Raw genomic sequence first — 17,521 nt, 5'->3', positions numbered from 1 at the left:
GTGATCGGGCGCAGCGCCGGCGAACGCAACGATGCGAGGAGAGGGGCCGGGCGATGGCTGCCTTGTCGGACGAGTCGATGCCGGACGGGCTGATGACGGCCGGGCCGCTCGGGGCCGAGCGGTGGCGGGTGGGCGGCGGACGCCGGAGCAGCGCGCAGTGGCAGGCCGAGTGGGAGGACGTCCTCGCGGCCACGCACGTGGCGTTCGACGTGCGGTTCCCCGACAAGGACGCCGCGGGGTTCGTCGGGAGCGTCGAACGGCACCGCCTCGGACAGCTGCACCTGGTCGACTGCGTGTGCACGCAGTTCGCCGGGCGGCGCAGCACGGCGGTGATGGGCGACACGGGCGAGGGGTGGATCGGGCTGCAGCTGGTGCTGCGCGGCGCGGAGCGGGTGACGAGGTCGCGGACGCAGCAGCACGTGCTGGCCGCCGGTGCCGTGGGCATGTGGGACGGGGCGCGCGCCGTGGGGGTGGAGGTCCTCGAGCCGCTCACGAAGCGCACGCTGATCTTCCCGCGGGAGCTGGTGCACGCGGTCAGCCCGCGCTTCGCCGACGTCGAGGCGCTGCCGTGGCTCGCCGACCGGCCGGGCACCCGGCTGCTCGTGCGCTACGTCAACGCACTGGCCGACGAGCTGCCCGACCTCGACGAGCGCACCGCCGCCACGGCCGGGGACGTCGTGCTGGAACTGCTGCGCGCGGTGGTGGAGCCGGAGCTTCCGCAGGCCCGCACGGCCCGCCGCGAGGCGTTGCGCGCCCGGGCCCGCCGGTACGTGCGGGCGCACCTCACCGACCCCGCGCTCGGTCCCGAGACGATCGCCAGGGCCCTGTCGGTGTCGCTGCGCACCCTCCACGCCGTGTTCGAGGACACCGAGGAGTCGGTGGCGGCGCTGGTGCGGCGCGCCCGGCTGGCCCGTTGCCGCGAGGACCTCGCCGAACCGTCCGCAGGCTCCATCACCGAGATCGCGTTCCGCTGGGGCTTCTCCGACGCCACCCACTTCTCGCACGCCTTCAAGCGCGAGTACGGAGTGGCCCCGCGTGACGTCCGGCGGGCGGCGACCGGCGCGACCCGCCCCCCTGCGCGCATCGGCAAGTAATCCGGCGCGCAGCCGATGGCCTGACCCGGTGCCCGGGACCCAGGCTTCCTCCTCGTACCCGCGGAGTCTCCGAACCGCCGGAACTCGACGAGGAGTGTGGGCGATGCGTTGGCGATCACGGCCGTCCCGGGGCGGCACAGCGGTGTGCGCGGTTCTCTGCGCGGTACTGCTGGCTGCCTGCGGGGCAGTGGGGGCGAACACCCGGGGAGCGACCGACGCTGCCACGAGCGTCCGCGTGCTGGATCCCTACGGCGGTGATCTGGCGGCGGAGGGCACCCCCAAGACCGGCGGAAACCTGATCATCGGCAACGACCGGGAGATCGTCAGCTTCGACCCGGCCCGGCAGAACGGCAACGTCGTCGCCCAGGCGATCTACGACCTGCTGTTCCGGATCGGACCGGACGGCACCGTGCAGCCGTGGATGGCGTCGTCGATCAACAGCGCCGACAACGGCCTGACCTGGCGCCTCGGCCTGCGGGACGGCGTGAAGTTCTCCGACGGCACCGCTCTCGACGCGAACGCGGTGATCGTCAACACCCAGCGGCACATCGACAAGCCGACGTCCCCGGCCCACGCGTACGCCGACACGATCGCCTCGATGCGGGCCGTCGATCCGCTGACCGTCGAGTTCGCGCTCAAGCAGCCGCTCGGCGACTTCCCCGTGTTCTTCGCCCAGGCGTTCAACGCGGGCTCGCTCGGCATGATCGTCTCGCCTGCCGCGCTGGCGCAGTACGGCGACGACATCGCGAACCACCCGGTCGGCGCGGGCCCGTTCGTGATGGACAGCTGGGTCCGCGACAACAAGATGATCCTGAAGAAGAACCCGAACTACTGGAAGGCCGGGCAGCCCTACCTGGACTCGATCGAGTTCCGGCCGCTGCCCGACACCGAGACCCGCTACTCGACGATGCAGAACGGCGACGTCGACATGATCTACGGCGGGTACAACAACGAACTGGTGCGCGCGTTCGGCAACCCGAACCTGAAGGTCTACTACGGCCCCGGCAACGGCGGGTTCTTCTTCTACTTCAACTTCCAGCAGAAGCCGTTCGACGACCGCCGCATGCGGGAGGCCGTGGTCCGGGCGATCGACCTGAACGCCCTCGGCGCGAGCCAGTACATGGGCCAGCTGATCGGCGCCGACGGGCTCTTCCAGGACGACAGCCCGTACCACAGCCCGGAGTCCTCGGCCGCATGGCCGAAGTACGACCCGGAGGAGGCCAAGCAGCTCGTGCAGGACTACGTCGCCTCCGGCGGCAAGGCGTCCTTCTCCTTCAGCACCAGCCGCAGCGAGGTCTCGCTCGGTGAGTTCGTGCAGGCCCAGATGGCCGCGGTCGGCATCACCGTGGACCTGAAGTTCTACGACCTGGCCGAGTTCACCTCGCGGGTGATCCAGAGCGGTGACTTCAACCTGATCAGCTGGGTCAACACGTTCGACTACCCGTACCCGGGTGCCGCCCGCCTGCTCCGCTCGGACGGCAACGTCAACTACGGGAAGTACTCCAACCCGGAGGTCGACCGCCTGCTCGACGAGGCGGGTGCCACCACCGACGCCGCGCAGCGGGCGAAGGACTACCAGCAGGTGGAGCTGCTCTCCAACCAGGACATCGCGGTGGCGTGGCTCAGCCGCAGCTACCTCTCGACGATCACGAAACCCGACGTCAAGGGCATCGACCGGTACCTGTCGCGCGACCTGTTCTACGGGTCGCTGTGGCTGGACCGGTGACGCCCGGCCGCGGGCCCGCAGGGGAAAGGACCGGATGGTGAACGCGCGTGGGTGACTCCGACGGCCTGCTCGAGGTGCGCATGCCGAGGCTGTCGGAGTCGATGTCCGAGGGCACGATCGTCCGCTGGCTGCACGCCTCGGGTGCGGAGGTCGAGCGCGGCGACGAGCTGGCGGAGATCGAGACCGACAAGGCGACGGTGAGCTTCGAGGCCGATGCCGCCGGGGTGCTGGAGATCCTGGCCGAGGAGGGTGCGACCCTCCCGGTCGGTGCGGTCATCGCACGGGTGGGCGGGTCGCAGGCCGCGGAGTCTCCTGCCGCGGCTGCCGAACCGCCCCCCGCGGCCCCGGCCCCCGCGTCGCCGCCCTCCGTGGACCCGGCGGCTGCGGCGCCGGACGCCCCGCCCGCGGCCGGCGCCCCGCGCCGGGCGAACCGGGTACCGACATCGCCGCTGGCTCGTCGCCGGGCGAAGGAGCTGGGCGTCGACCTCGCCGGGGTGCGGGGGACCGGTCCCGGCGGCCGGATCGTGCGCGCGGACATCGAGGCTGCGGCGGCGGCCGTCGCGGCCGACGCGGGACCGGCGCCCGCGCTCAACGGATCCGCCCCTGCCCAGGAGAGCGTCCCCGCGGCGCGGGCGGACACCGGCCCCGACCTGCGCGGACGCGTCACGGTCGTCGAGCTGTCGCGGGCCCGCCGGCTGACGGCCGACCGGATGGCCGAGTCGGCCCGCACGGTGCCCTCGTTCCCGCTCACCGCCGAGGTGGACATGACCCGGGCGCTGGAGCTGCGCTCCGGGATCGCCGAGCTCGGGGACGGCACCGTCGTCCCGACGGTCACCGACCTCGTGGTGGCGGCCTGCGGCCGGGCGCTGCGGGAGCACCCGCGGGTCAACTCGTCCTACCGCGAGGGCACGGTCGCGATGTTCGAGCGCGTGAACATCGGCGTGGCCGTGGACACGGCCGAGGCACTGCTGGTGCCCACGGTCACCGACGCCGGCAGCCGTTCGCTCACCTCGATCGCGGTGCGCACGCGCGAGCTGGCCGAGCTGGCGCGCAGCGGCCGGATCGGCCCCGCCGACCTGGAGGGCGCCACGTTCACGGTGTCCAACCTCGGCATGTTCGGGGTCACCGTCTTCGAGGCCGTGATCAACCCTCCGCAGGCGGCGATCCTGGCCGTCGGGGCGCTGCGCAGGCTGCCCCGCGAGATCGACGGCGAGGTGCAGGTCCGGCCGGTCCTCACCCTCACCCTGACCAGCGACCACCGCGTGCTCGACGGGGCGGAGTCGGCGCGGTTCCTGCGCCGCCTCGTCGAGCTGCTGGAACGGCCGCTCGCAGTGCTGCTCGACCACCCGACGACGAGTGAGGAGCGTGCATGAGCGTCGACATCCTGGGCGCCTACTGGACCACGGCAGGCCCGGTCGAGATCCGGACCGGCCGCGAGTGGAGCCTGTTCGACTGGCCGGACCGGTGCGCCGAGGCGAAGCGCGTGGGCATGAGCGGTCTCGGTCTCTGGCACACCGACCTCGAGCACCTGCTGGAGCGCTACACCCTGGCCGAGATCAAGCAGATCTTCGACGACAACGGGTTGGTGCATCTGGAGCTGGAGTTCCTCAACGACTGGTTCGTGGCGCCGGGCGACGAGAAGCGCGTGGCGTCCGACGGTCAGCGTGACCTGCTGTTCGACGCCGCCGCCGCGCTCGGCGCCCACCACATCAAGATCGGCAACCTGCAGCGGACGCCGGCGACGATCGACCGGCTCACCGAGGCGTTCGGCGAGCTGTGCGCCGACGCGGCGGACCGCCACGCCGCTCCGCTGACCTACGAGCTGATGCCCTTCGACGTCAACGCGGCGTCGTTGGAGGCGGTGCTGCAGATCGTGGGCGGGGCCGGGGCGCCCAACGGCGGCATCGCGATCGACACGTGGCACCTGGGCAAGATGCGGATCTCCCCGGACGACCTGCGGGCGATCCCGCGTCACCTGCTCACCTACGTGGAGCTCAGCGACGGCATGCAGGAGAACATGCCCGACCACACGCACGAGACCACGCGTTTCCGCCGGCTGCCCGGCGAGGGCGAGTTCGACATCCCCGGCTACGTCGGGGCCCTCGCCGACCTCGGCTACACCGGCCCATGGGGTGTCGAGGTGCTGTCCGACGCACTGCGCGCCCTGACCCTGCCGGAGATGTTCCGTCGGACGGTCGAGACGTCCACTGCCCAGATCGAGAAGGGACTGAAGGCATGAGTGCTGCGCACGGCTTCCCGCCGGAGCGGCTCGTCGAGCTGTACTCGCAGATGGTGCGCATCCGGGAGTTCGAGGAGCGGGTGAAGCGGACGTTCGCCGAGCACCCCGGCGTGATCCGCGGGCACACGCACCTCGCCGACGGGGCCGAGGCGTCCGTCGTGGGCTCGGTCGGCGCGATCCGCGACGGCGACCAGGTGTTCGCCACCTACCGCTGCCACGGCTACCCGATCGCCCTGGGCAGCGACACCGCCGCGCTGATGGCCGAGATCTACGGCCGTACGGGCGGCATCTGCAAGGGCTACGGGGGGTCGATGCACCTCGCCGACCCCGCGCGCGGCTTCCTGGGCACGTCCGGGATCGTCGGGCAGAACATCCCGCAGGGCACCGGCGCCGCCTACGCGGCCCAGCTGCGTGGCCGCGGCGAGGTGGTGCTCACGTTCTTCGGCGACGGTGCGTCCAAGCAGGGGGCGTTCCACGAGTCGCTGAACATCGCCGCGGTGTGGAAGCTGCCGGTGGTGTTCATCATGGAGAACAACAGCTTCTCCGCGACGGTGCGCACCGAGCAGGAGGACGCGAACGCCGCGGCGGGCGAGCCGCTGTCGATGAAGGCGAAGGCCTACAGCATCCCCGGTGTCACGGTGGACGGCTCCGACCCGCTGGCCGTGCACGAGGCCGTCGCGACCGCGGTCGACCGGGCCCGCGCGGGGGAGGGCCCCACGCTGATCGAGTCGCTCGTGTACCGGCTGTCCGCGCACGGCAACTCGATCGCCCCGCCCGGGGTGCCGCTGCACTACCCGGAGCACGAGGCCATCTCCAAGTACGGCGCGGTGGAGGAGTACGAGGCCGCCAAGCGCGGCGACCCCATCCCGCGGTTCCGGGCGCACCTGGTCGAGACCGGCGTGCTGACGGCCGAGCGGGCCGCCGAGATCGCCGAGGCCGCCCGGGCGGAGATGCAGCACGCCGTCGACTTCGGGCTGGAGAGCCCGTTCCCCGAGCCCCATGAGGCGCTCACCTACGTCCACGCCTGAGTGGAGCTTGCGGAACGCACATCAAAGCTGAGGGAGCCCGACATGACGAACGAGACGACCCGCGAGATTCCCTACATCGCCGCGATCAACGAGGCGATCCACCAGGAGATGGCCCGCGACGAGGACGTCGTGTTCTTCGGCCAGAGCGTCGGCAACAACCCCGAGGACCCGTTCGTGAAGGCCTTCGGGGACGGCCGCGTGCGCGTCACGCCGATCTCCGAGACCGCCGAGATCGGCATGGCGGCGGGTGCGGCGCTCGCCGGCAAGCGGCCGGTCGTCGACTGCACGATGGCCGAGTTCCTCCTCGTGGCCATGGACCAGGTCGTGAACGAGGCGAACCGGTTCCACTACATGTCCGGCGGTCAGGTGAAGGCGCCGCTGGTGCTGAAGGCGGGCTACGGCTTCACCGCGGGCTGGGCGGGCCAGCACACCGGCTCCATCTACGGGATGTTCATGGGCATCCCCGGCCTCAAGGTGGCGCTGCCGTCCACGCCTGCCGACGCCAAGGGGCTGATGGCCACGGCGATCCGCGACGACAACCCGGTTCTGTTCCTGCACCACTACCTGCTGACCCTGGAGACGGGGCCGGTGCCCGAGGGCGAGCACCTGGTGCCGTTCGGGCAGGCGGTCGTCCGTCGCGAGGGCGCCGACGTCACGCTCGTGGCCACCGGTTGGACCGTCGGCCACGCCCTGCGTGCGGCCGAGCAGCTTGCTGCCGAGGGGGTGAGTGCCGAGGTCATCGACCCTCGCACGATCGCTCCGCTGGACACCGCCACGGTGCTGGAGTCGGTGGCGAAGACCGGCCGGCTCGTGCTCGTCGACCAGGCGACCCGGCACTCGTCGGTGTCGGCAGTGATCGCCGCCGAGGTGGCCGAGCACGGGTTCTCGTCGTTGCGGGCGCCGATCGTGCAGGTCACAGCCCTAAACGCGTCGATCCCGTACTCGAAGCCGATGGAGGACTACATCCTCCCGGACGAGAACAAGATCGTCACCGCCGTCCGGAAGGTGCTCGGAGCGGGAGTCGTGGCCTGACGTGAGCGGAACGCCGAGCCCGGAACAGCTCCGGGACGCCCTGCGTCTCATGTGGCGGATCCGGGCCATGGAGGAGCGCGTCGGGCAGCTCAAGCGGGCCGGGGAGGTGCACGGCCTGATCCACCTGTCCGTCGGGCAGGAGGGCGTGGCCGCCGCCGTCTGTGGTCAGCTGCGGGACGACGACGCCGTCTACAGCGGGCACCGGGCCCACGGGCACACCCTGGCCAAGGGTGCGCCACTGCAGGCCCTGCTCGCGGAGCTGATGGGACGGGTCGACGGGCTGTGCAAGGGGCTCGGTGGCTCGATGCACCTCGTGGACGTCGAGCACGGGATGCTCGGGGCCACCGGTGTGGTCGGGGGCAACATCCCGATGGCGCTGGGCAGCGCGCTGGCCGCCCGGATGCGGGGCGGCGACGCCGTCGCCGTGGTGTTCTTCGGCGACGGCGCGGTGCAGGCCGGGCAGTTCAACGAGTCGATCAACATCGCGACGCTGTGGAAGCTGCCGGTGGTGTTCGTGTGCGAGAACAACGGCTTCGCGGAGTTCAGCCCGCGTTCGGCGCACACGAACGTCGAGCGGGTGAGCGACGTCGTCGCCCCGTACGACCTGCCGCGCGAGACGGTGGACGGCAACGACTTCGCGGCCGTGTGGTCGGTGTTCGGGCGGATGCTCGCCGGCGTCCGGGCGCGGGAGGGGCCCGCGCTGCTGGAGTGCCTCACCCACCGGCTGCGCGGGCACTACGAGGGCGACCCCGACCGCTACCGCGAGGCCGTCTCGAAGGCGGAGTGGCAGGAGAAGGACCCGATCCTGCGGCTGCAGCGCCAGGGGGCCGCGGACGGCTGGCTGGCCGATGGCGACCCGGTGGAGCTGGAAGCGGCGGCGCGGGCCGAGGTGGACGAGGCCGTGGAGACGGCGCGACGCAGCCCGTTCCCCGACGGGGCGCTGGCGGCATCGCTGGTGCGGGCCGGAGGCAAGGCATGAGTGAGACGCACGAAACGACCTACGCGGCAGCCGTCGCGGGGGCGATCGGTGACGCCATGCGCGTCGACCCCACCGTGTTCGTGATCGGCGAGGACGTCACGGCGGGCGGGCCGTTCACGACGACGGCCGGGCTCGCCGAGGAGTTCGGCACCGACCGGGTGCTCGACACCCCGATCAGCGAGGCGGCCATCTGCGGGATCGCCGTGGGGGCCGCGCAGTCGGGCCTGCGGCCGGTGCTGGAGATCATGTACATCGACTTCATCACCCTCGCGCTGGACCAGCTGTTCAACCAGGCGGCGAAGGCGCACTTCATGTCGGGCGGCCAGCTGACCGTCCCGATGGTGCTGCGCACCCAGGGCGGTGCGGGGCACCGGTCGGGGGCGCAGCACTCCCAGAGCATGGAGAGCTGGCTGACCCACGTCCCGGGACTGACGGTCGTGATGCCCAGCCGGGCCGTCGACGCGGCCGGGCTCCTGGCCAGCGCGATCGCCGAGCCCGGGCCCGTCGTGGTGGTCGAGAACAAGACGCTGTACTTCCGCAAGGAGACCGTGCCCGTCCGTACCCCGCCGGTCCCGATCGGGAGGGCGGCGATCCTGCGTCCCGGCCGCGACGTCACCGTCGTCGCGCTGTCGCGGCTGGTGCACGAGGCACTGGCGGCGGCCGAGGCACTCGCCGCCGAGGGCATCGAGGTGGAGGTGATCGACCCGCGCACGCTCGTCCCGCTCGACCTGGAGACGATCCTCGAGTCGGTCCGGCGCACCAACCGGCTGGTCGTGGCGCACGAGGCGGTGCAGCACGGGGGCTTCGGCGCGGAGATCGCCGCGGCCGTCCAGCACGCGGGCTTCGACGATCTCGACGCCCCGATCGAGCGGGTCGGCGCGCCGTTCCAGCCGATCCCGGTCAGCCCGCCGCTGGAGGACGCGTACCTGCCGGGTGCGGCCGAGGTGCGGGCCGCCGTGCTCGCGACGCTCGGCCGCAGTGACCCCGGTACGGACCTCAGGTCGCGCTGATCACCTGACCCGTCCATTTCTTGCTGATCGCCGCGTACGTGCCGTCGTTCTGCGCGATGTTCAGCCACTCGTCGACCCATTGCTGCATGGCCGGATCGCTCTGCGGGATCAGATAGGCCTTCTGCTCGAAGGTGAAGGGATGGTCAAGGCTCTCCCCGCAGAGCTGTGGGTTCGTCTTCGTCTGCCACCGCACCTCACTGGCGTCCGTGATCATCGCATCTGCCTTCTTGTCGAGGAGCTGGCCGAAGATGGTGTTGTTGTCCGGGAAGTTCACGACCGTGGCGAGGTGGATGTTCGCTTTGTCGAAATCGGCGTTGGTGCCGTCCGGGTTCACGACGACGCGTACTCCCGGCTGATCGATCCGGGCCAATGTCCGATACTTCGAGCGGTCCGTGCAACGGACGATGGCCGCCTTGCCGTCACGCAGGTAGGGGGCGCTGTAGAGCGCGTGCTGCGCCCGGTCGAGGGTGACGCTGACGCCCCCCATCGCCATGTCGCAGTTCGTGCCCAGGTCCTTCAGCACGGTGCCCCACGTCGTCTGGACGAGGTCCAGCCCGACGCCCAGGCGCTGGGCCATGTTCTGGGCCATCTCGATGTCGATTCCGCTCCAGTGCCCCTGCGGATCGCGATAGGTGAACGGCCGGTAGTCCCCGGTGCTGCAGACCCGCACCGTGCCCTGTTTGATGATGTCGGCGAGGTTCGGCGCTTGTGCCGGCGCCGCGGCCGACGCCGTCGAACCACACGCCGCGGCCAGCGTCGCAACAACGGCGGCCGTCACGGCAAAGGCACATCTACGCCACGGACTTTTCATGAGATCGATACCTAGCAGTCCGAGCGTCAATGGCTGAAACAAATAACCGCGCAATTCGGGCCGCTCGGCGGCGGCGACGCCCTCAGCTGGGCGTCGGCCCGGGATATGACGCTGCTCACTGTGCCACTCAGCGGACCACCCCATGGGGTCCGGGCCGTGGGCCGGAACGGCCCGGATGTGCCGTGGAGCGGTGGCGGGGTGTGCCGCGCCACTCGGACCAGAAGGAAGGCGACAGGGGCCTTAAAATAACTAGCATTGCGAACTAGAAGCGGGCGTTTCTCAGCTTCCTGCTCTCCGACGTCCTCCAAGGAGTTCCAGCAGTGACCAGAGTGGTCCCCTCAGGCACGAAGGGGATCGGCCTCCGCTCGGAGCGCGGGCCGGTCCTCATCGCGGTGATGCTGAGCACCGGTCTCGTGGCCCTCGACAGCACGATCATCGCCACGGCCGTCCCGTCCATCGTCAGCGACCTCGGCGGCTTCGAACAGTTCCCGTGGCTGTTCTCGATCTACCTCCTCACCCAGGCGGTGACCGTCCCGCTCTACGGCAAGTTCGCCGACGTCCTGGGCCGCAAGCCGGTGATGCTCTGGGGCATCGCGGTGTTCCTGCTCGGCTCGGTGCTCTGCGGCGCGGCGTGGAGCATGCCCGTCCTGATCATCTCCCGGGCCATCCAGGGGATCGGGGCGGGAGCCGTCCAGCCGATCAGCATGACGATGGTCGGCGACCAGTACACGGTGGAGGAGCGCGGCAAGGTCCAGGGCTACCTCGCCACCGTGTGGGCCATGGCGTCGGTGATCGGGCCGACCCTCGGCGGGGTCTTCGCCGAGTACCTGACGTGGCGGTGGATCTTCTACGTCAACGTCCCCGTCGGGGCGATCGCCGTGGTGGTGCTGGTCCTCAAGTTCACCGAGACGGTCGAGCGCCGCAAGCGTCGTATCGACTACCTGGGCGCAGCGCTGCTCACCCTCGGCTGTTCGCTGCTGATCCTCGGGCTGCTCGAAGGCGGCGTGGCCTGGGGCTGGGGCTCGGTGCAGGGCATTCTGATCTTCGTCGTCAGCGGGGCGATGCTGATCGCCTTCGTGTTCGTCGAGCGGCGGGCCGTCGAGCCCGTGGTGCCGCTGTGGGTGTTCAGCAAGCGCACGCTGGTGGGTGGGAACCTGGCGTCACTGGTCATCGGGGCTCTGCTGATCGGTATGAGCTCCTACCTGCCCACCTTCGCCGAAGGCGTGCTGGGGACCGGTGCGCTCGTCGCCGGCCTGACGCTGGGGGCGATGACCGTCGGGTGGCCCCTCTCGGCGTCCCAGGCCGGGCGCATCTATATGCGGCTCGGCTTCCGGGACACCGCGCTCATCGGGAGCGTCTTCGTCGTCGTCGGGGCGTTGCTGATCGCGCTGCTGCCGATCGGGGCGACGGTGTGGGAGACGGCGGGCGCGGCATTCGTGCTCGGCATCGGTCTGGGCCTCGCCTCGGTCCCCACCCTGGTCGCCGTGCAGTCGACGGTCGGCTGGAACCGGCGCGGCCTGGTGACCGGCACGAACATGTTCAACCGCTCGATGGGCAGCGCCGTCGGGGTGGCGGTACTCGGGGCGATCGCCAACGCCACGCTCGCGAACCGCTTCGCGCATCCACCCGCCGCGGTGGCCGGCCACCTGCCACCGAGTGCCGACGCCACCAGCCTCGTGCTGGGTGGGCACCTCGATCCGGCCTCTCCGGTCGACGCGTTCGTCCGCAGCGCCCTCTACGACGCCACGCACAACGTCTTCCTGGTGATGTTCGCGATCAGCGTCGTCATCGTGGGGGCCGTGCTGCTGATGCCGCGCAAGACCACTGAGCTGACCTTCGCCGAGGACGTTCAGGCGCGGGCGGCGTCGCCCAGCATCCCGACGGCCTGACGGCCCAGCCACCGCTCGGCCTCCTCGTAGGTCCACCCGCAGTCGCCGACGAGGGTGCGCCAGGCGGTGATCCCGAAGCAGAACCAGAGGCGGTCGGCGGCCGCGTCCACGTCCACGCCGGGAGCGAGCAGCCCCCGCGTGTGGAGGTGCTCGGCGACACGACGGAGGGTGTCCCGGTAGTAGGTCGTCGACCGCCGCCAGATCTCCTCGGCGACGTCGTTGCCCGCCATCGACGAGAACATGATCTGGATGGTCTCGTGGTGCGTCTCGTTGCCCATGCGCGTGCCGTGGGCGAGCACGCGCATGGCCGCGTCGAGATCCTCGGTCAGTAGCACCTCGGCGAGGGTCTCCTGCGCGCCCGAGTTCTGGACGGCGTCGGTCAGCAGTTCCGTGAGGATGTCGGCCTTCGTGCCCGCGCTCGCGTACACCGTCTTGACGGCGATGCCGGCGTGCCTGGCGATGTCGGCCACGGTGACGCGGACGTAGCCCTGTGCCGCGAAGAGGTCGCGGGCGCCTCTCAGGATGTCGCGGCGGGTGTCGGCCGCGTCGCTCTCCCGGCGCGGCGAGCGATAGGAGCGCGTCGAAGCCATGCGCGCAGTCTAGGGGTCGGTGCAGGCGTAGGGTATTGATTGCATCGGCATTCACCTGAAACAAGCGTTTACCTGAACCACGCCGCCCGGCCCGTCCTGATCAGAGGTGTTCCATGACCGCCCTGCGGCCCGACCCCGCCGAAGGCCTGCGTATGTATGACGAGCTGCTGGCCGTGCACACGATCCTGCGGCGCGGATCAGCGCTGCTCGCGCAGTCGCTGAAGGTGCTGGCGGGCGACGGTCCCGTTGACGTCCGTGCGCTCGTGTCGGTGGCGCGGTGGCACAGCGGCTTCCTCCACCATCACCACCGGAGCGAGGACGCGCAGTTCTGGCCGCTGCTGCGCCGGCTCTTCCCCGGCTCCGCAGACGACCTGACGCGGCTCACGCGGGAGCACGAGGAGCTCGACGCCGACCTGACCGCACTGTCCGAGGCCATCGACGCGCTCGGCGCGGCACGTACTCGCGCGGAACGCCGGGTGGCGGTGCGGGTGGCCGGGGACAGGGGCTACCCGAAGGCGGTCGTCTGCCGCGACGCCCTCGGCGAGCACCTGGACGACGAGGAGCCCGTGCTGCGCGCGCTGTTCCCCCAGGTGCCCCCGGCCGAGATCCGCACGCTGCGGGCGGCGATCGTGGCGGCGGCTCCGAAGTCCGGTCCGGACCTCGTCCTCGGCCTGCTCTCCGATCCCGAGCCCGCCCCGGGCTACGACACCATCGTGGCGAACTTCCCGCCGCCGGTGCGCTGGCTGCGCCCGGTGCTGCTGCGCCGCTACCAGGCGCGCCGCAAGGCGCTCGGGGTCGCGTAAGGGGGGCGCTCTGCCGGATCCGTGCCGGGGTGGCGCGCGACTGATCTTCGAGCGCTATGGTGGGTCCGTGTCCGATCCTGGGTGTTCGTCCGAACAGCCGGGCCTGGATAGCCGCTCCCTGTATGACGATCATGCCGTACGCTGAGCCGGTGAGCGAAGCCGGGAGCGAGCAGGTGACGAGTCTCGCCGCGCAGATCGGCCGGGTGGCAGCGCCCCTCCGCAGCCAGGTGCTCGACGTCCTGCGCGAGGCCATCCTCAGTTTCCGATTCGCACCCGGACAGCGCCTCATCGAGCGCGAGCTGATCGACATGACCGGGGTCTCCCGTACGACGATCCGCGAGGTGCTGCGCGAGCTCGCCGCCGAGGGGCTGGTCAAGACCATCCCGCAGAAGGGCGCTGTCGTCGTCGCGCTGTCGCCCGAGGAGGCCGAGGAGCTCTACGAGCTCCGCGAGGTCCTCGAGGGGCACCTCGTGAGGAAGTTCGTCGAACGGGCTTCCGACGCCCAGGTGGTCGCACTGCGCCGCGCGTTCACCCAGCTCGAGAGCGTGGTCGAGCGCCGGGAGGGCACGGTGGCCGTGCTCAAGGCCAAGGACGTGCTGTACGAGGTGCTGCTCACGGGTGCGGGCAACTCGGCGTTGCGGGCGAGCCTGTCCCAGCTGCACGCCAGGGTGAGCCTGCTGCGGGCGAGCTCGCTGTCGTCCGGTCCCGGCCGGCCGCCGGAGGCCGTGGCCGAGCTGCGGATGCTCGTCGAGGCCGTCGAAGCCAGGGAGGCGGGCGCCGCGGCCGACGCCATGGTCACGCACGTCCGTGCCGCGGCCCGCACCGGTATCGAGGCGGTCCGCCACTCGTCGCACGCGCTCGTGGCCGCCACCAGCTGACGTTCCGCCCCAACCAGTTCCGCCCCACCATGAGCCGTCCGGCTCGAAGGAGGAGGAGATGGCACACGTCCACGGCAGCCACCACGTCACATTGTCGGTCGGCCCGGCTCAGGAGGACGTCGACTTCCACGTCGGCACCCTCGGGATGCGGTTCATCAAGAGGACCGTGCTGTTCGACGGGTCCCTACCGATCTACCACCTCTACTACAGCAACGCGGCCGGTGATCCGAGCTCGGTGGTCACCACCTTCCCGTTCCGGCAGGCGGGTCTCCGGGGCCGCCGCGGCACCAACCAGGCGCGCGAGGTGCACCTGGCGGTGCCGTCGGGCTCGCTGGACTACTGGCAGCAGCGGCTCTCCTCCCGAGGTGTGGAGGTGGAGAACGCCGAGGTGCTCGAGCAGCGGCGGCTGCTCTTCCGGCACCCGACGGGGATCGAGTACGCCCTCGTCGGCGTGCCCGACGACAGCCGGGTCGGGTGGACGGGCGGCGGCGTTCCGCAGGAGTACGCCATCCACGGCATCTACGGCGTCGGCGTGCACGTGGCCAACCCCGAGAACATGGTCGAGTTCCTCGCCGACTCCTTCTACGGCAAGGCCGTCCTCGAGGAGGGCGACCGGGTGGTGCACCAGGTGGGACAGCCCGGCCAGGGTGGTTCGGTGGAGCTGGTCGTCAACCGCAGGGACGAGCCCGGCACCTGGCGGTACGGGGAAGGCACGATCCACCACTTCGCGTGGAACGCCCAGACCCTGGAGAACCAGGACGCGCTGAAGTTCGAGATCGAGGGCGTCGGCTACACCGACATCTCCGAGCTGAAGGACCGCAAGTACTTCAAGTCCGTCTACGTGCGCACGCCGGGCGGTGCGCTGTTCGAGCTCGCCGTCACCCATGCCGAAGGCGGCTGGACGTGTGACGAGTCGCCGCGGGAGCTCGGGTCGAGGTTCCAGCTTCCCGAGCAGTTCGAGTCGCGCCGCGTCGAGCTGCTCGACCAGCTCGAACCCATCCAGGTGGCCGACGGCCACTGAGCCGCCCGCCCGCGGTCCGCCGACATCCGGTCCACCCGGCACGGCCGGTCGGACGATCTCGGTTGGCAGCGCTCGTCCGATTGTCATACAGTCGGGCAAGCGCTGCGAACTGAGGAGTTGGGTATGCCGGTCGGATCTCTCGCAGGTCGAGTCGCGGTCGTCACCGGTGCCGCCGGCGGGATCGGGGGCGCCACGGCGGCGCGGCTCTCGCGCGAGGGTGCCTCCGTCGTGCTGGTCGACCTCGACGGCGACGCCGCATCGGCGACGGCCGCGCGGCTCGAGGGCGAGGCCATCGGCGTGGCGGCCGACGTCTCGCGCGAGGAGGACGTCGAGCGGTACATGGACGCCGCGGTGGACCGGTTCGGACGGGTCGACCTGCACCACCTCAACGCTGGGATCCCCGGCACCCCGACGGCCCTGCCCGATCTCGGCGTCGAGGAGTTCGACCGGGTGATCGCGGTGAACATGCGGGGGACGTTCCTCGGGCTCCGTGCCGCGTTCCGCCAGTACTTCCTGCAGGGCAGCGGCGGTGCGATCGTCATCACGGCGTCCATCGCGAGCCTGCGCGGGAGTTCCGACCTGCTTCCGTACCACGCCTCGAAGCACGGCGTGCTGGGTCTGATGCGCAACGCCGCGGTGTACGGGGGCCCGCTGGGTGTCCGGGTCAACGGCGTGGCGCCCGGCATCGTGCCCACCGCGCTCTTCGGTTCGGGCGAGGGTCCCGGTGGCAGCGCCGACATGGTGCAGCGCGCCTCGACCACCCCGCTGCGCCGGGCGGGCAGGCCGGAGGAGATCGCGTCCGTCGTGGCCTTCCTCCTCAGCGACGACGCCGCCTACATGACCGGCGAGGCGGTCTCGATCGATGGCGGCGCGTCGATCGTCAACAGCGTGCGTCCCTCCGGTGGTGCCGGCGCGTGGGACACCACGGCGCTCGACGCACGCACCGCTCCCACGGTGGGCCGCGCCTAACAACCGACGCTCTGCTGCGTCACCCGGCGCCGTGCGCGCCATCAGATTGTATGACAGTATGGCAATCAAGTAGGATGACCGACTGCTCACTGAGGAGAGTGCAATGGCGCAGGGTGTCCAGGACCCGGAGGCGGATCTCGGGAAGGCACGTCGCGTCGTCGCCCTGGCCACGGCCGTCGGCAACTTCACGGAGTGGTTCGACTTCGCCATCTACGGGTTCCTCGCCGCCACCCTCGGGCGCCTCTTCTTTCCCGGCGTGAGCCCGGCCGCCTCGCTGCTGGCCTCGCTGGCCGTCTTCGGCGTGGCGTTCTTCATGCGGCCGCTGGGCGGTCTCGTTCTCGGAGCCATGGGCGACCGCCGCGGGCGCCGGGCGCTGCTCACGCTGTCGATCGGCCTGATGGGCCTGTCCACCACCCTGATCGGGGTGCTGCCCACCTACGCGGGGGCGGGTGTCCTCGCGCCGATCCTGCTGGTGCTGCTGCGCTGCCTGCAGGGCTTCTCCGCGGGCGCGGAGTGGACCGGGTCGGCGGCGTTCCTCGTCGAGCACACGCCGGCGAACCGCAGGGGTCGCTTCGCGAGCGTGGTGTCCGCGACCGCCGCCCTCGCCACCGCTTTCGGCGGCATGCTGGTGCTCGCGCTCGAACTGACCCTCACCCCGGAGCAGATGCTGTCGTGGGGATGGCGGATCCCGTTCCTCGTCGCGGTGCCGCTCACGCTGATCGGCACCTGGATCCGGTTGCGGATCGACGAGACGCCGGTGTTCCAGCGGCTGGTGCAGGCGGGAGCGGTCACCGACGCCCCGGTGCGGCGCGCGGGACGCGACGTGCGGGCTATCGCGCTCACGTTCGCGTTCTCCAGCGTGCAGGGCCTCGGCTTCTACTACCTCGCCACCTACGTGATCAGCTTCCTGACCGCCACCGTCAAGCTGCCGGAGTCCCGCGCGCTGGTGCTCGTCGCCATCGGTCTCCTGGTCTACGCGGTCCTCTGTCCGCTGGCGGGGACGCTGAGCGACCGGGTGGGCAGGCGCCGGGTGAACCTCGCAGGCGGCGCCGGGCTGGCGATCGTGAGCGTGCCGGCGTTCGCGCTGATGGGCACCGGCACCGCCGCGGGAGTGGTCGGCGGCATGGTGCTGTTCTCGGTGTTCCAGTCCATGGTCAGCGTCACGACCGTGTGCATGCTCGTGGAGCTGTTCCCGGCCCAGACCCGCTCCACGTCCAGCGCGATCGGGTTCAACCTCGGGCTCGCCCTCATCGGCGGGCCGGGCCCCTTGATCGCGGCCGCCATCGCCGCGGGCACCGGCAGCAGCACCCTGCCCGCGTTGTACATGGTCGTCGTCGCCGTTCTCGGCACCCTCGCGCTGGCCCGGTGGCTCCCCGAGACCGTGGGTCGCGGGTTGGACGCCGACGCGGCCGTCGCCGCAGGATCGGCTTGATGAACGAGCGCAGGAGATTC

16 protein-coding genes are annotated in these 17,521 nt (G+C 71.0%); 14 read left to right on the top strand and 2 right to left on the bottom strand.

All coding sequences use genetic code 11. From position 1 onward, the window contains the following. Window positions 1-53 precede the first annotated feature (53 nt). The 8 genes from AC5L35_RS26045 to AC5L35_RS26010 all read left to right on the top strand — a co-directional run bounded on the left by AC5L35_RS26045 (window position 54) and on the right by AC5L35_RS26010 (window position 9,108). Entirely contained in the window at window positions 54-1,094 is a 1,041-nt protein-coding gene (locus AC5L35_RS26045; protein WP_495062325.1) for a helix-turn-helix domain-containing protein, read from the top strand. A 235-nt stretch (window positions 1,095-1,329) separates the two neighbouring features. Then, entirely contained in the window at window positions 1,330-2,820 is a 1,491-nt protein-coding gene (locus AC5L35_RS26040) for an ABC transporter substrate-binding protein (RefSeq protein ID WP_495062324.1), read from the top strand. A 47-nt stretch (window positions 2,821-2,867) separates the two neighbouring features. Next, window positions 2,868-4,193: a dihydrolipoamide acetyltransferase family protein gene (locus tag AC5L35_RS26035; RefSeq protein ID WP_495062323.1), complete on the top strand. Its 1,326-nt coding sequence runs from the start codon at window positions 2,868-2,870 to the stop codon at window positions 4,191-4,193. After that, a complete protein-coding gene (locus AC5L35_RS26030; protein WP_495062322.1) occupies window positions 4,190-5,059 on the top strand; it encodes a sugar phosphate isomerase/epimerase family protein in 870 nt (289 codons plus the stop codon). Before AC5L35_RS26035 ends, AC5L35_RS26030 begins: the two co-directional genes overlap by 4 nt. Further along, complete coding sequence (locus tag AC5L35_RS26025) at window positions 5,056-6,087, top strand: thiamine pyrophosphate-dependent dehydrogenase E1 component subunit alpha (RefSeq protein ID WP_495062321.1); 1,032 nt, start codon at window positions 5,056-5,058, stop codon at window positions 6,085-6,087. Before AC5L35_RS26030 ends, AC5L35_RS26025 begins: the two co-directional genes overlap by 4 nt. Before the next feature lie 42 nt (window positions 6,088-6,129). Further along, window positions 6,130-7,119, top strand: coding sequence for an alpha-ketoacid dehydrogenase subunit beta (locus tag AC5L35_RS26020; protein ID WP_495062320.1), 990 nt, complete (start codon window positions 6,130-6,132; stop codon window positions 7,117-7,119). 1 nt (window position 7,120) lies between these two features. After that, window positions 7,121-8,098 (top strand): thiamine pyrophosphate-dependent dehydrogenase E1 component subunit alpha, encoded by a 978-nt coding sequence (locus AC5L35_RS26015; RefSeq protein ID WP_495062319.1) that lies wholly within the window; start codon window positions 7,121-7,123, stop codon window positions 8,096-8,098. After that, complete coding sequence (locus tag AC5L35_RS26010) at window positions 8,095-9,108, top strand: alpha-ketoacid dehydrogenase subunit beta (RefSeq protein WP_495062318.1); 1,014 nt, start codon at window positions 8,095-8,097, stop codon at window positions 9,106-9,108. The genes AC5L35_RS26015 and AC5L35_RS26010 overlap by 4 nt, the downstream gene beginning before the upstream one ends. Here AC5L35_RS26010 and AC5L35_RS26005 read toward each other — a convergent pair. Further along, the gene (locus AC5L35_RS26005; RefSeq protein WP_495062317.1) at window positions 9,095-9,886 is read right to left on the bottom strand and encodes a transporter substrate-binding domain-containing protein; all 792 of its coding nucleotides are present in this window, start codon (window positions 9,884-9,886) and stop codon (window positions 9,095-9,097) included. The two genes, AC5L35_RS26010 and AC5L35_RS26005, sit on opposite strands and share 14 nt — an antisense overlap. A 353-nt stretch (window positions 9,887-10,239) precedes the next feature. Between AC5L35_RS26005 and AC5L35_RS26000 the strand changes: the two genes are divergently transcribed. Continuing rightward, window positions 10,240-11,808, top strand: a complete 1,569-nt coding sequence (locus AC5L35_RS26000) for an MDR family MFS transporter (protein ID WP_495062316.1) — start codon at window positions 10,240-10,242, stop codon at window positions 11,806-11,808. Here the strand turns inward: AC5L35_RS26000 and AC5L35_RS25995 are convergent. Beyond that, complete coding sequence (locus AC5L35_RS25995) at window positions 11,769-12,398, bottom strand: TetR/AcrR family transcriptional regulator (RefSeq protein ID WP_495062315.1); 630 nt, start codon at window positions 12,396-12,398, stop codon at window positions 11,769-11,771. The genes AC5L35_RS26000 and AC5L35_RS25995 overlap by 40 nt on opposite strands. A gap of 113 nt (window positions 12,399-12,511) precedes the next feature. On the opposite strand from AC5L35_RS25995, the gene AC5L35_RS25990 reads away from it, so the two are divergent. The 5 genes from AC5L35_RS25990 to AC5L35_RS25970 all read left to right on the top strand — a co-directional run bounded on the left by AC5L35_RS25990 (window position 12,512) and on the right by AC5L35_RS25970 (window position 17,501). Further along, window positions 12,512-13,201, top strand: coding sequence for a hemerythrin domain-containing protein (locus AC5L35_RS25990; protein ID WP_495062314.1), 690 nt, complete (start codon window positions 12,512-12,514; stop codon window positions 13,199-13,201). 149 nt (window positions 13,202-13,350) lie between these two features. Beyond that, window positions 13,351-14,079, top strand: a complete 729-nt coding sequence (locus AC5L35_RS25985) for a GntR family transcriptional regulator (RefSeq protein WP_495062313.1) — start codon at window positions 13,351-13,353, stop codon at window positions 14,077-14,079. A 58-nt stretch (window positions 14,080-14,137) separates the two neighbouring features. Continuing rightward, a complete protein-coding gene (locus AC5L35_RS25980) occupies window positions 14,138-15,100 on the top strand; it encodes a VOC family protein (RefSeq protein ID WP_495062312.1) in 963 nt (320 codons plus the stop codon). Window positions 15,101-15,223: 123 nt separating this feature from the next. Further along, on the top strand, window positions 15,224-16,069 hold the full coding sequence (locus AC5L35_RS25975) for an SDR family NAD(P)-dependent oxidoreductase (RefSeq protein WP_495062311.1): 846 nt from the start codon (window positions 15,224-15,226) through the stop codon (window positions 16,067-16,069). Between the two features lie 103 nt (window positions 16,070-16,172). Beyond that, the gene (locus AC5L35_RS25970; RefSeq protein ID WP_495062310.1) at window positions 16,173-17,501 is read left to right on the top strand and encodes an MFS transporter; all 1,329 of its coding nucleotides are present in this window, start codon (window positions 16,173-16,175) and stop codon (window positions 17,499-17,501) included. The last annotated feature ends 20 nt before the right edge of the window (window positions 17,502-17,521 follow it).

Source organism: Pseudonocardia sp. OZ21, assembly GCF_059359135.1.
This window is presented reverse-complemented; position numbering and strand designations above follow the sequence as displayed.